This window comes from Enterococcus sp. AZ188, from assembly GCF_050544075.1.
Lineage (GTDB): Bacteria > Bacillota > Bacilli > Lactobacillales > Enterococcaceae > Enterococcus_D > Enterococcus_D entomosocium.
Genome location: NZ_CP172943.1, coordinates 40,350 through 53,405, shown reverse-complemented (window position 1 = coordinate 53,405; position 13,056 = coordinate 40,350). Strand labels below are relative to the sequence as shown.

The window sequence follows — 13,056 nt, the reverse complement described above, 5'->3', positions numbered from 1 at the left end:
CAGATATTTATTTTAATGCTTGATTTCAAGTACCTATTCCTCTACAGCAAACGTACCGACCTCTAATAATCCTTGCCGACCCTGGTCTCGCGTCACGCCTTTTGCTTTCTTTAACATTCGTTCCCAATACTCCACGGTATCTTTTATAAAATCCTTGTTGCCGTCAGTACACCCTTCACGAATAAACAGCAATACCAAACCGCTAAAAAAAATCAAGGCTTCTTCATGGTATTTCCTCAGATCGTTTTCTTGCTCACATTGAAAAACAGCTGATTCAGCGATTGCTTCTTGAAAATATGCAAAAGAACACTCTTTTATGTAGGGACCACAACCAATATCATTTAAAAATAATGCAAAAAAGAGGGCTCGATTGCGACTGGCGAACACGTAATAGTCATGCCAAAAACAGTATAGAGGATCCAGTGTCATCACCGTCTCTTTTTTTGCTTCATGAATGTCATGGAAGACATCATCGACCATTGCCTGTTTATAATTTTGCATGTTTGAAAAATTCAAATAGATTGGTTGGGTCGATGTTCGTGCATATTTAGCAATGTCGCGGACAGTGATTGGCCGATAAAGATATTCCACCAGATATTTTTTTAAACAGTTGATCAAATATTTTTTCGTAATCGTTGCTTTTCTCATAATACCCCTTCCTTTCTTGAGGCGATCAGCTCTCGCTAACGCTCCTCTACTCTCACTTGCTTTCTTCCAGTGAAACACCACCAACACCCAATTTTCTTACTGAAAGTAATCTGCATACTTCTACTTTAACAAAAAAGAGAACGTTAACATATACTTTCTGCCGAATTTCTTAATTTTGTTTTATATTTTTGACCATTTTTCTAAAAAACCTTCCTGTTTTCCTCGGCTAAGTCTTAAGACTGATTTTTTTGATACTACTTGTGAAATGATACTATGTAATGTATAGTATGGATATGAACAGGAGGAGAGCCTTTGGATGCCCAATTAAAAAAAGGATTATTGGAAATTTGTGTTTTAGCCTATTTGCAGCACGGGGACTCTTATGGCTATGAATTAGTCAAAAATATTTCTCCTTTACTACCAATCTCAGAATCCACCCTCTACCCTATCTTGAAGCGCTTAGAAGCCAGCCGAGCGGTTGAGACTTACAACAAGAGTCATCAAGGACGGACCCGAAAATATTACCGCTTGACCAAACTTGGCAAACAGCGGATCGACGATTTTTTAACCAACGACTGGCCCCAATTGACATTGATCCAGCGATTTATTAAAGGAGGAACACTAGATGAACAGAGTTGATTTTATCAAGGCATTGGCTGCAGAATTATCTGAAAAAGTCAGACCTAGCGAGATTCATCAGCTGATCAACTATTATGACGAGATGATCGAAGATTTGATGGAAGAAGGATACACTGAAGAAGAAGCCGTGGCACGCCTTGGCTCCCCAAAAGAACTGATCCAAACAGTCACAGAAACAGAAGAGGTCGTGGTAGAGATTCCCCGCCGCTTTCATCCCTTTTTGCTCTTGATCTTAGTGCTAGGCTTTCCATTGTGGGGCAGCTTATTGTTAAGTGCCGCTTTGCTGATCCTAAGCTTTTTAATAATCATCTGGTGTGTGCCTTTCACCACTGGCATGATTGGTGTCACTACGTTTATCGGTGGGATTGCTAGCGTTGTCTTAAGTCCCATGCTGATGGCGGATGGTTTCTATCTCTTTTTAAGTCAGTTAGGCGTGGGGATTTTCTTATTTGGTTTAGGGCTTCTTTGTCTGATCGCCACTTATAGTATGAGCCGACCTTTTTCACGTCTTACCCACTCCCTTGTCGTTTGGCCAAAATCATTTGTTCAAAACTATCGAAAGAAGGCAGTCCTATGATCAAAATCAATAAGCGCTTTTTCGTTTTTCTCAGTCTGTTGTTTATTATTCTCGGACTGGTCATCACCTTTATCGGTTTTTCAATGTCAGGGTACTCACCTGATGCCTACCATATTGAGCACCGTCGTTGGTATCAACTGATTGGTTTCTACACAGACTAATCGGCAAAAACAATTATAAGTTGTTTTTTTCGTCAGAAAAACTAGCAATTTGCATTAATTTCATGTATTGATGAAAAAATTGAACTTTCCTTTTTGGCCTCACCATATTACTATATAGGTACATCCTGTATCCTATTTCATAGGGTAACCAGAAAAACCCATACCATCCTATGGGTTTTTTTGTTGTTTATAAAAGCAAAAAAACGTGCCGCAAGTCCAGGTATCGCCAAGCCAGCTATTTTTAGCTAACCTTGGTAGAGCCTGTCTGCAGTACGTTTTTTCTAATGCTCGATTATTCCCCTAGTACTGGCTGTTCTTGCACAGTGCCAATAGGAAACAAGGCGCGAAACACCCGGCGAACGATGGGGCCTGCAATGAACAATTGCAACGGCAATGCGACAATCACATTTTTCCCAATGTTGCTTAGCCAATTGACGAACACCGAGTGATCAGGGTTTGGGTGCATCAACGCACCAAAGAGTGACATACAGATCACCATGCCGGCGATCATCAATGAAGAAATCAAACCGATTTTTTTCCAAGTAGCTGATTGATGGTCCAAAAATCGAAACGCCAAACCTTTTGCTGGACCCGAAACAATGAACCAATCCAAAATAAAGGCGACACAAAGGGCTAATGGCAATTCATTCCACGCCAATTGGAATGCCAATGCAGACACACCGACTTGGAACATGAGGTTGTAAACACTCATAAAATACACCATGAAAATACACATAAGTGTCGTATAGATCAAACTTTCTTTTTTGTTGATGGGCATGTAACAACTTCCTTTCTCTTTTTCGTACTCGACTATTCTAGCAGAAGAAAATTTTTCGTGTAAGTAAAAGTTTGAAAACTTTCAAAAAAGTTTTTTGCTATTTTTTTATCCACTTCTCTTGACACTTTCTTATGAAGTCAGTAGAATAGCGATAGATTAAATCGTACAGATAACAAGCGGGTTCGCTTGTCGAGAGAGAGGCGGTTTCTATGAGAATAGAAACGGTCTCTTTTTTTGCGAATTTTTAGAGGTGAGAATATGGAAAACAACAAAAAACTCGTGGGGGCGATCCTCGCAACCGGATTGATGTCATTTGCAGGCGTGCTGATTGAAACAGCCATGAATGTAACGTTTCCGACATTGATCGATCAATTTACGCTTTCAACATCCGATGTCCAATGGGTGACGACCATCTACTTACTGGTCATCTCCATCATTGTCCCAATATCGACCTACCTTTTGAAACGCTTCTCATTGAGAACCTTGTTTCTAGCTGCCAACGCCTTCTTCCTTGTTGGCTTGGTGATCGACTTTTTATCGCCGACGTTTGCCATTTTGCTGATTGGCCGCTTTTTCCAAGGTGCCAGCACAGGGATCGCACTGCCTTTGATGTTCCACATCATTTTGACTTACTCCCCCTTTGAAAAGCGGGGAGCGGCGATCGGCTTAGGGAATTTGACCACTTCCATCGCTCCAGCGATCGGACCGACATATGGAGGATTATTGACCGCCCATTGGTCTTGGAATGCGATCTTTCTTTTCTTGATCCCAGTCTTACTGATCTCCCTAGTACTCGGCCTTTACTCAATCCCTAAAACGGCTGGGGCAAAAGACACTTCCCTGGATTTACTGAGTGTATTAGGAATTGTCTTGATGTTCAGCGGCTTCTTATTGTTCTTGAATCAAGTAGGCACCTTAGCGAGTCTACTGCCACTGCTTTTCGGTTTCATTGGTGCTGGCTTGTTTTATCAACGCTCAAAAGGCCCGAACCCTTTGATTCGTTTGGCTGTTTTGAAAAACTGCAGCTTCAGTTTGTTTCTTTTCGGCTTTCTCGTTTGTCAGTTCCTTTTACTGGGCATTTCCTTTGTCTTGCCGAACTTTGTCCAACTCGTCTTGGGAAAAGATGCCTTTACTGCAGGATTAGTTATGCTTCCTGGGGCGGCCATCGGGGCGGTCCTTGCGCCGATCTCTGGTCGGTTGCTGGATAAAGTTGGACCGAAAAAACCGATCCTGTCTGGTTTGACTTTGATTGCTATTGGTTGGCTTGCCTTAGCCCTTGTTTTGCGTTCGCCTTTCATTTGGAGCCTAGTTGCCGGACATGTCTTTTACATGATCGGGATCGGCTTAGCCTACAGCAATATGATGACCACCGGCTTAAACAAGCTGACTCCTGCGTTGTACGCGGACGGTAATGCGATCTTTAATACGCTGCAGCAATTTTCTGGTGCAGTGGCGACGGCTGTGGTGGCGACCATTATCAATTTGGCACAAAATACGACGACCGATTACACCCAAGGGACGGTCATCGGCTCTCAAATCGCCTTATTCTTTTTGTGGGCCCTGGTCTTACTGACTTTCCTATTAACGATTAACTACTTCCGCAAAAACACCGACAAAAAAGCTGTCAGCTAACTGCGGCTTTGCCAATTGAAAAACAACGAAAAAAAGCCGCCCTCCCTTGAGGACGGCCCATAAAAAAATCCGCTTCCGATTCCCCTTCTTAGTCAAAGGGCGCTCTCGGAAACGGATTATTTTTTTAGTTTAATTCAGCTGAACCAACCGCTGTTTTGGCTGTCACTGTGCCTGTAGTCGTCAATGAAAGCTGACGCACTTTTTCGGCATTCGTGATGACCGTCAAAACATCTGTCTGTTTGCCAGCTGCGATAACGGCATCTAGATCCATCACTGCAAGCTTCGTTTCTGGTGTGACCGTATCACCTTCAGAAACAAGAACCTCAAATGGCGCACCTTTTAGTTCTACAGTATCCAAGCCCATGTGGACGAGAACTTCCGCGCCACCAGGCGTTAAAATCCCGATTGCATGTTTCGTTTCAAAAATGCTAGAGATCGTACCTGCAACAGGAGCATAAATCGTTCCGTTCGTTGGCTGAACAGCAAAGCCGTCACCCATCATTTTTTGAGAAAAGACAGGGTCAGAAACTTCAGTGATGGCAACCACTTTCCCATCAGCTGGGGCATAAAGGGTTTCTTCTGAAACTTGTGTTGCTTCTGGGGCTGCAGTTGTCGGTGCAGCAGTCGTTGGTGCAACAGCCGCTGCTGCAGCTGTATCAACAGCCAATTGCGGTTCTAATTTATTTAAGAAGGTAACTTTTCTAAAGACGATAGTGCAAACAAAAGTGATCGCAATCGTCACCGCCATTGAGATGAAGACCATTGGATAGTTTTCAATTTTAAATGATAAGAAGCCGGGCAGTCCCCCTACACCAATACCTAATGCACGGGTATTCGTTGCAGTGATCAGCATTCCACCGAAGGCAGAACCTACCATTGCTGCGACAAATGGGTAAACATATTTCAAATTGATCCCGAACATCGCTGGTTCAGTAACCCCCATGTAAGCAGAAATCGTTGCTGGAACAGAGACTTGTTCTTCTTTTTTATTGCCACGGTGAAGGAACCAAATCGCCAATACTGCCGTACCTTGCGCAATATTTGACAGCATGATCATTGGCCAAAGGTTTGTTGTCCCAAAATCCGCTACTAATTGAGAGTCGATCGCTAGCGTTGTATGATGCAATCCGGTAATAACCAAAGGCGCATACAAGCCACCGAAAATGAAACCAAATAACCAGTTTAATGGTGAGGTCAAGCCAGCATTTACGACCCAAGAAATGCCTGATCCGATTTGCCAACCGATTGGACCTAATACCATGTGAGCTGCTAAAATAGTTGGCAGCAATGAGAACAATGGAACGAAGATCATTGAAACCGCTTCTGGAATCCATTTCCGGAAGAATCTTTCAAGATAAACCAATAAGAAACCTGCCAGCATTGCTGGGATCACTTGTGCTTGATACCCAATTTTATCAATAGTGAAGAACCCGAAGTCCCACGTATAATTTTGAGCAATTTCTGCAGCAGAAGTTGAACTTACTGAATAAGCATTTAATAATTGCGGTGAAACCAATGTAATCCCTAAAACAATCCCTAATATTTGCGTGGTTCCCATCTTACGTGTAATACTCCAGGTAATCCCTACTGGTAGAAAGTGAAAGATCGCTTCACAGGGCAGCCATAAAAAGCCGTTGACACCGTTCCAAAAAGTAGAAGCTTGCGTAATGGTTTGTCCACCTAGAGCTTCTAACGGTACACCTTCTAAGAAATTTCTCAGCCCTAGCATCAAACCACCGACAATAATCGCTGGTAATAACGGGGTAAAGATCTCAGCTAACGTAGCAATCGCTCGTTGCACGATATTTTGATTGTTTTTTGCAATCGCTTTGCTTTGTTCTTTAGAAACACCTTCTATTCCTGATACATCGGTAAAATCATTGTAAAACGTTGAGACATCATTGCCGATAATGACTTGGAATTGTCCCGCATTCGTAAACATCCCTTTGACACTTGGAATTTCTTCAATTTCCTTTTCGTTTGCTTTTGTCTGATCGTTCAAAACAAAACGCATCCGTGTCGCGCAATGTGTTACTGCGGCGATATTTTCTTTGCCGCCAACATATTCCAGCAGCTTCTCAGCATCATCACGATACTTTCCCATAATTAATAAACCCCTTTCATATCCACTTGTATATATATGTTTTAATTACGCACTAATCATAACTTGATAGTTTTGATATTGCAAGCGTTTCAAACCAATTTTTTCCACTTTTTCTACAAACAATACAAGTGAATAGAAAAGGTACCGTATTAAAACCTTAATAAATAAACGTTTTTTAAAATATTTGATTAATATAAAATAATATTGCCAATGACTTTATTTACTGTTTATTTAACAAAAAAGAATAAAAAAACAGGTGAGATAAATTGAAATAGCTTACAAATTACGTTATAATCATCTTGCATGTATAGACAAGTTTAAAGGAGGACAACTATTGTGAATACGATTATATTGTCTAAGGAAGAATGGCTGTTAACGGATCAAACCGGTACGACCTATCCGTTTTCTGGGACAGACAGTGAACGAGTTGCTGCACTGACCGCGCAGCTGCAGAAAATGGAAGGTGGCGGGATCGTCTCTGAATCTCTGGTGTTTACGAATGAAGAAGGGACTTTTTCACTGGACCAATGGTTGACAGAAAAATTGAATCGTCCCTTTGTTTGCACCACGAAAGAACAGTATGAAGAAAAAAGTGCTGAAATTCCTTGGAACCTCGAATACTATGGCTACACCCCTGGTAAAGATGAATACTCGGTGGAGTCACTTTTAACCGTCGGCAACGGCTATCTAGGGCTGCGAGGCACGACGCCTGAGATGACCATTTGTGAAGCGAACTATCCAGGGCTGTATTTAGCAAGTCTTTACAATACGGTGGAATCTGATGTTTCTGGTCATACCATCAGCAATGAAGACTTCGTCAATGCACCGAATCTGCAAAAAATGTACGTGAAGATCGATGATGAAGTGATCGACATTGCCAACAATCAGCTTCTTTCCTTTAAACGGACATTAGATCTGAAGACCGGCTTGTTCCAATCAGTGGCAGAAATTGAAACAAAAAAACAAAAGCGTCTGCGAATCGAAACGAAGAAAATCGCCAATATGCAAGACGTTCACCAATATAGCTTGGTCTATCAGTTTACCCCACTGAACTTTTCCGGTCCCGTTACCTTCGTCAGTGAAGCCGACGGATCGGTTTATAACTATAACGTCGCTCGTTACCGTAGCTTAACCAACCAGCATTTGACCGTGAAAGAGACAGCAGCTGAACAAAACAAAGCGCATTTAGTGGTCACCACTCACCAATCACAGATTACCGTTGTCCAATCCTCTGAACTGTTTTCACAGGACCTGCCATTGGCTGAGCTGCAAGCTGAAACAAACGACCAGCTCGTCCGTCAGCAAGTAGCCCTTGAGGTGACGGAGGGACAAACTTATCGGGTCGAAAAATCAGTCACTGCTACCGCTTATCGGCAAGAGGATCCGCAACCGGCATTTACGTTTTCTTCCTTAGCATTACCTGATTTTGCGACGATGTATACCGCCTCAAAACAAGCCTGGGCTGAATTATGGGCGAAAGCGGCCATCGAAGTCACTGGTGACTTGATGTCGCAAAAAATGCTGAATCTGCATACGTATCATCTGCTGGTCTCCGCAGCACCGAATGCTTATCAGGAGTCCTTAGATGCCAGTATCACTGCCCGTGGCCTACATGGTGAAGCCTATCGCGGTCATATTTTCTGGGATGAACTGTTTATCTTACCCTTTTACATTCTACATTTTCCTGACACCGCCAAAGAAATTTTGCTGTATCGCTACCGCCGCTTAGCTGCTGCCAAAAAAGACGCCCAAAAAGCCGGTTACCAAGGCGCCATGTTCCCATGGCAATCAGGCTTGGATGGCAGTGAGCAATCCCAAGAACTGCATTTGAATCCTATCAGCGGCGAATGGAAAGAAGACCACAGTCGCTTGCAGCGCCACGTCTCCTTAGCGATCGCTTATAACATTTGGCAATATTGGCACAACACACAAGACCGTCCCTTTATGGAACAATATGGATTAGAATTGATGTTAGAAGTCGCCCATTTCTGGCAAAGTGCTGCCACCTGGGATGATACTGCTCAACGTTACTTTATCGATAAAGTCATGGGACCAGATGAATTTCATGAAAGCTACCCAAATAGTGAACAAGGCGGCTTGAAAAACAACGCCTATACCAATATGATGGTAGTATGGTTGTTTGAAGAGATCGAGAACCTCCAACAACAACTATCAGCAGAGAGCTTCCAAGCAGTATTGGAGAAAACGGCTTTAACCCCAGCGGATATTGCTGCTATGGCAGATATTCGTACCAAATTAGGCTTAGAGATCGATCACGAAGGCATCATCGCACAGTTTGAAGGGTACTTCCAGTTGGAAGATCTGGATTGGGCCCATTATAAAGAGAAATATGGCAACATTTATCGGATGGATCGCATCCTAAACGCTGAAGGCAAGAGTGCTGACAGCTACAAAGTCGCGAAACAAGCCGATAGTTTGATGATTTTCTATAATTTCTCAAAAGAGCAAGTCAATCAAATTTTGGCGGATCTTTCTTACCAACTGCCAACAGACTATATTGAAAAAAATCTCCATTATTATTTGGCTCGCACCTCCCACGGCTCGACTTTGTCGCGGATCGTTCACGCTCAGTTAGCGGCAATGGTGGATGATCAGGAATTGGCTTGGTCGTTATACCAAGAAGCCCTCTCTTCTGATTATCGTGATATCCAAGGCGGGACCACGGCAGAAGGCATTCACGCCGGTGTCATGGCCGCTACGTTGTTTATTCCGTTAACCACTTTTGCTGGGATTGATATTCGAGAAGAGCAACTGCAGATCACACCAAACTTGCCAAAAGCTTGGGACAGCTTAGCCTTTCAGCTAGAAGTTCGCGGCACCCGCTTTGCATTGAATGTTACACATGAAACATTGACGATCACCGCTGATCAGCCAGTCACGATCTTAGTGAATGGGCAGCAAGTTTCTCTAGAAGCAAAGAAAGAAGCAACGATTACTTACTAAAAGGAGTGTTACACATGAAAAAAGGATTTGTTTTTGATTTAGACGGCGTTATCACGGATACAGCTAAATACCACTACATCGCATGGAAAGAATTAGCTGCGGAGATTGGGATCGAGATCGATTTGAAATTCAATGAGCAGTTAAAAGGCATTAGCCGCATGGATTCTTTAGAGCGAATCTTAACACTAGGCAACAAAAATGATGCCTACACAGAAGTCGAAAAAGAAGCCTTAGCGACAAAGAAAAATACCCACTATGTACAATTATTACAAAGCTTGACTCCTGATGATCTATTGCCGGGGGTAAAGACGTTCCTTGATGAAGCCAAAGCAAAAAATATTCCTTGTGCCATCGCTTCGGCATCCAAGAATGCGCCGTTTATTTTGGACAAACTAGGTGTCATGCAAGACTTTGATACGATCGTTGACCCAGCAACCTTGAAAAAAGGCAAACCAGATCCAGAAATCTTTATCCAAGCAGCGCTAGCACTAGGCATTGAACCGGCAGAAGCAGTTGGGTTTGAAGATGCTCAAGCAGGGATCGACGGCATCAAAGCTGCTGGTATGTACGCGGTAGGCGTTTATTCAGGAGAAGAACTACACGGTGCAGATGTGATCGTTGAAAAATTGACGGATCTAAACATTGACGAACTTTTGGCGAAATAGTCGATTGCATTTCCAAATTGGCCTCGCTATAATAGCCAAAGAGGGGGCAATCCGATGAACAAGTTCAAAGAGATATTTTTAGATTTAGAACAAAAAATTCTAGCAAACGAATACCCTCCGCATTCTTTGCTGCCTAGCGAAAACCAATTGATCAAAACTTATGGTGTCTCCCGCGAGACTGTCCGTAAGGCATTGAATTTATTGCGGGATGCTGGTTATATCCAAAAGAAACAAGGGAAAGGTTCGATCGTTTTAGACTTGAATCGCTTTGATTTCCCGATTTCTGGCTTGACGAGTTTTCGTGAGCTGCAAGATACCCAACGCATTCCTAGTGAAACAAAGGTTGTCGAGATCCGTAAGATCGCCGTTTCGCCAAAGCTGCACGAGACCACTGGTTGGCCTGTCGCTTCTGAGGCATGGAAACTGATCCGTCAGCGGAGAATCGATGGAGAAGTGGTGATTTTGGATAAAGATTACCTTGATGCTTCTATCATCGAAGAGTTGCCAGAAAACCGAGCGAAAGTATCGATTTTTGATTACTTTGAAAATGATCTTGGCCTTGAGATCGCTTATGCACAAAAAGAAATCACTGTTGACCCCGTCAACAAAGAATTGCGGGATCTAATGGATCTGCGTCCTGAAGATCAGCATGTCGTTACGGTTCGCAGCCTCGTGTATCTAGAAGACACGCGCTGTTTTGAATACACCGAATCGATCCACCGACTGGATAAATTCCGCTTTGTGGACTTTGCCCGTCGACGCAAGATTTGATGGACGTATAGACGTGAAAAAGACAAAACAGACCTAGACTTCACCGAGAAGTCTGGGTCTGTTTTATCTTTCAATCCCCCCCTCTCGAGATGATGCTGGATCGATCCTTCCTCTTTTCGCCTCTGTCGCTAACGATTCATCCTTTTGCTTTCCCGGCGTTTGGCTGCCGACGAACAAAAAAGGCTCAATCATTTATGGGACTGATGAAAAGCACAGTTGATTTTGAACAACTCAGTCGTCCTTATTAACAGTCAGCCACACAAAAAAAGCAGTACCCTCTGAGAGGATACTGCTTTTGCTTGCTATTTGGCGTAATCCGTTGCGCGGGTCTCGCGAATAACGGTTACTTTGATATGACCTGGGTAATCCAAATCGTCTTCGATCTTCTTGCGGATGTCGCGAACCAATCGTACAGCATCCAAATCAGAAATCTCTTCTGGTTTGACCATTACACGGACTTCACGTCCGGCTTGGACGGCAAAACTGGAATCGACACCTTTGAAGCCGTTGGCGATATTTTCTAGGTTTTGCAAGCGGCGAATATAATTTTCCAATGATTCGCTGCGGGCACCTGGACGGGCTGCTGACAAGGCATCTGCGGCTGCAACTAAAACAGAGATAACCGATGTTGCTTCAACATCTCCATGGTGAGAAGCGATCGCATTGATCACCACACCATTTTCTTTGTATTTGGCAGCTAACTCAGCCCCGATCTCAACGTGAGAGCCTTCGATTTCATGGTCAAGGGCTTTCCCAATATCATGCAAGAGTCCGGCACGTTTGGCTAACTGGATATCTTCACCTAATTCTGCGGCAAGAACACCGGTTAGTTTTGCGACTTCGATCGAGTGGTTCAAGACGTTTTGTCCGTAGCTGGTACGGAAACGCAAACGACCTAAAATCTTGATCAAGTCTGGATGAAGGGTGTGAGCACCGACTTCAAAGGCTGCTTGTTCCCCATATTCACGAATATGCTCATCCATTTCTTTCCGAGATTTTTCGACCATTTCTTCAATTCGAGCTGGATGGATCCGGCCGTCTTGAATCAGTTTTTCAAGGGTCATACGAGCAATTTCACGGCGAATCGGATCAAATCCTGATAAGACGACTGCTTCTGGCGTGTCATCGATGATCAAATCGATCCCTGTCAATGTTTCAAGGGTCCGAATGTTCCGACCTTCTCTTCCGATGATTCGACCTTTCATCTCATCATTTGGTAATGATACGACCGATACCGTGGTTTCAGACACTTGGTCTGCGGCACAACGTTGGATTGCTAGGGACAAGAGATTTTTTGCTTTTCGATCTGCTTCTTCCTTCGCACGCTGTTCAGATTCTTTGACCATGATCGTTAATTCATGGTTCAATTCCTCTTCCGTTGATTTCATGATCAACTCTTTTGCTTCATCTCTAGACAGCGCGGCGATGCGCTCTAATTCTTTCTGTTGTCCATCGATTAAGTTTTCTACTTCTTTTTCTCGCTCGTCAATTAATTGTTGTTTCTCACTAAGTCTGCCTTCTTTATCTTCAAGTGAGCGTTCTCGTTTTTCCAAAGAATCGTCCTTACGATCAAGTACTTGTTCTCTTTGGAGTAAACGATTTTCTTGTGATTTTAAATCAAGTTTGCTTTCTTTCAACTCACTTTCAATCTCTGACCGATACTTCTGATTTTCTTCCTTAGCTTCTAACAATGCTTCTTTTTTAAGAGTTTCTGCTTCTTTCTTAGCGCTTTCGATAATTCCAGCTGCAGAATTTTGGGCGCCGTTGATTTCTTTCTCATGACGAGATTTCGTCACATAAACTCCTAATCCAAGACCGACAATTAAACCGATGATAGCGAGGAGAATGTAAAGTAGTTCCAATGAATCCACCTCCATACTATCTTTTTAAATATTTTGTAATTTTGATTAACAAAGGATAACAAAATTATCAATTCGCTACTTCTTATGTGGAAATCCACATACGTTTATTCTAATGTTTGAACACAAGAGTGTCAACTTTAAATAATAAAGTAAACTTTCGCAACCCTTCCTTTTTACGGATGTTTTTTCAACAATAGATGAATCTAGCAAAAAGCCACAAAAAAGCCAAACAACCTCGTTGTTTGGCTTTTCAAG

11 protein-coding genes are annotated in these 13,056 nt (G+C 42.9%); 7 read left to right on the top strand and 4 right to left on the bottom strand.

The features are described 5' to 3' along the window. Positions 1 to 33: 33 nt before the first annotated feature. Positions 34 to 735, bottom strand: coding sequence for a TetR/AcrR family transcriptional regulator (locus IGI86_RS00250; RefSeq protein ID WP_086316723.1), 702 nt, complete (start codon positions 733 to 735; stop codon positions 34 to 36). 225 nt (positions 736 to 960) lie between these two features. Here IGI86_RS00250 and IGI86_RS00245 point away from each other — a divergent pair, with 225 nt between their 5' ends. From IGI86_RS00245 to IGI86_RS00235, 3 genes are read left to right on the top strand one after another with little or no spacing between them, the layout of a single operon-like run. After that, positions 961 to 1,287 (top strand): PadR family transcriptional regulator, encoded by a 327-nt coding sequence (locus IGI86_RS00245; protein ID WP_005232883.1) that lies wholly within the window; start codon positions 961 to 963, stop codon positions 1,285 to 1,287. Next, positions 1,274 to 1,864 carry a DUF1700 domain-containing protein gene (locus IGI86_RS00240; protein ID WP_005232884.1) on the top strand — a complete coding sequence of 197 codons (591 nt, stop codon included), beginning with the start codon at positions 1,274 to 1,276 and terminating at the stop codon, positions 1,862 to 1,864. The genes IGI86_RS00245 and IGI86_RS00240 overlap by 14 nt, the downstream gene beginning before the upstream one ends. Next, a complete protein-coding gene (locus IGI86_RS00235; RefSeq protein ID WP_005232885.1) occupies positions 1,861 to 2,025 on the top strand; it encodes a hypothetical protein in 165 nt (54 codons plus the stop codon). Before IGI86_RS00240 ends, IGI86_RS00235 begins: the two co-directional genes overlap by 4 nt. 292 nt (positions 2,026 to 2,317) lie before the next feature. Here the strand turns inward: IGI86_RS00235 and IGI86_RS00230 are convergent, their stop codons facing one another. Beyond that, positions 2,318 to 2,803: a hypothetical protein gene (locus tag IGI86_RS00230; protein WP_005226468.1), complete on the bottom strand. Its 486-nt coding sequence runs from the start codon at positions 2,801 to 2,803 to the stop codon at positions 2,318 to 2,320. A 258-nt stretch (positions 2,804 to 3,061) separates the two neighbouring features. On the opposite strand from IGI86_RS00230, the gene IGI86_RS00225 reads away from it, so the two are divergent. Further along, positions 3,062 to 4,435, top strand: coding sequence for an MFS transporter (locus IGI86_RS00225; protein WP_430617628.1), 1,374 nt, complete (start codon positions 3,062 to 3,064; stop codon positions 4,433 to 4,435). Between the two features lie 124 nt (positions 4,436 to 4,559). Here IGI86_RS00225 and treP read toward each other — a convergent pair whose 3' ends face one another. Further along, positions 4,560 to 6,539, bottom strand: a complete 1,980-nt coding sequence (treP, locus tag IGI86_RS00220; RefSeq protein WP_430599772.1) for a PTS system trehalose-specific EIIBC component — start codon at positions 6,537 to 6,539, stop codon at positions 4,560 to 4,562. 336 nt (positions 6,540 to 6,875) lie between these two features. Here treP and IGI86_RS00215 point away from each other — a divergent pair, with 336 nt between their 5' ends. From IGI86_RS00215 to treR, 3 genes are read left to right on the top strand one after another with little or no spacing between them, the layout of a single operon-like run. Continuing rightward, positions 6,876 to 9,503 (top strand): glycoside hydrolase family 65 protein, encoded by a 2,628-nt coding sequence (locus IGI86_RS00215; RefSeq protein ID WP_196043911.1) that lies wholly within the window; start codon positions 6,876 to 6,878, stop codon positions 9,501 to 9,503. Between the two features lie 14 nt (positions 9,504 to 9,517). Continuing rightward, the gene (pgmB, locus tag IGI86_RS00210) at positions 9,518 to 10,168 is read left to right on the top strand and encodes a beta-phosphoglucomutase (RefSeq protein ID WP_005232889.1); all 651 of its coding nucleotides are present in this window, start codon (positions 9,518 to 9,520) and stop codon (positions 10,166 to 10,168) included. 54 nt (positions 10,169 to 10,222) lie between these two features. Beyond that, positions 10,223 to 10,939: a trehalose operon repressor gene (gene treR / locus IGI86_RS00205; RefSeq protein ID WP_005226457.1), complete on the top strand. Its 717-nt coding sequence runs from the start codon at positions 10,223 to 10,225 to the stop codon at positions 10,937 to 10,939. A 302-nt stretch (positions 10,940 to 11,241) separates the two neighbouring features. Here treR and rny read toward each other — a convergent pair whose 3' ends face one another. Then, positions 11,242 to 12,816 (bottom strand): ribonuclease Y, encoded by a 1,575-nt coding sequence (gene rny / locus IGI86_RS00200; RefSeq protein WP_005232891.1) that lies wholly within the window; start codon positions 12,814 to 12,816, stop codon positions 11,242 to 11,244. Positions 12,817 to 13,056 lie beyond the last annotated feature (240 nt).

Excerpts from the sequence above, each read along its gene's own strand:
- IGI86_RS00240 (WP_005232884.1), top strand. The coding sequence starts at position 1,274 with ATGAACAGAGTTGATTTTATCAAGGCATTGGCTGCAGAATTATCTGAA.
- IGI86_RS00235 (WP_005232885.1), top strand. The coding sequence starts at position 1,861 with ATGATCAAAATCAATAAGCGCTTTTTCGTTTTTCTCAGTCTGTTGTTT.
- IGI86_RS00230 (WP_005226468.1), bottom strand. The coding sequence starts at position 2,803 with ATGCCCATCAACAAAAAAGAAAGTTTGATCTATACGACACTTATGTGT.
- IGI86_RS00225 (WP_430617628.1), top strand. The coding sequence starts at position 3,062 with ATGGAAAACAACAAAAAACTCGTGGGGGCGATCCTCGCAACCGGATTG.
- treP (WP_430599772.1), bottom strand. The coding sequence starts at position 6,539 with ATGGGAAAGTATCGTGATGATGCTGAGAAGCTGCTGGAATATGTTGGC.
- pgmB (WP_005232889.1), top strand. The coding sequence starts at position 9,518 with ATGAAAAAAGGATTTGTTTTTGATTTAGACGGCGTTATCACGGATACA.
- treR (WP_005226457.1), top strand. The coding sequence starts at position 10,223 with ATGAACAAGTTCAAAGAGATATTTTTAGATTTAGAACAAAAAATTCTA.
- rny (WP_005232891.1), bottom strand. The coding sequence starts at position 12,816 with ATGGAGGTGGATTCATTGGAACTACTTTACATTCTCCTCGCTATCATC.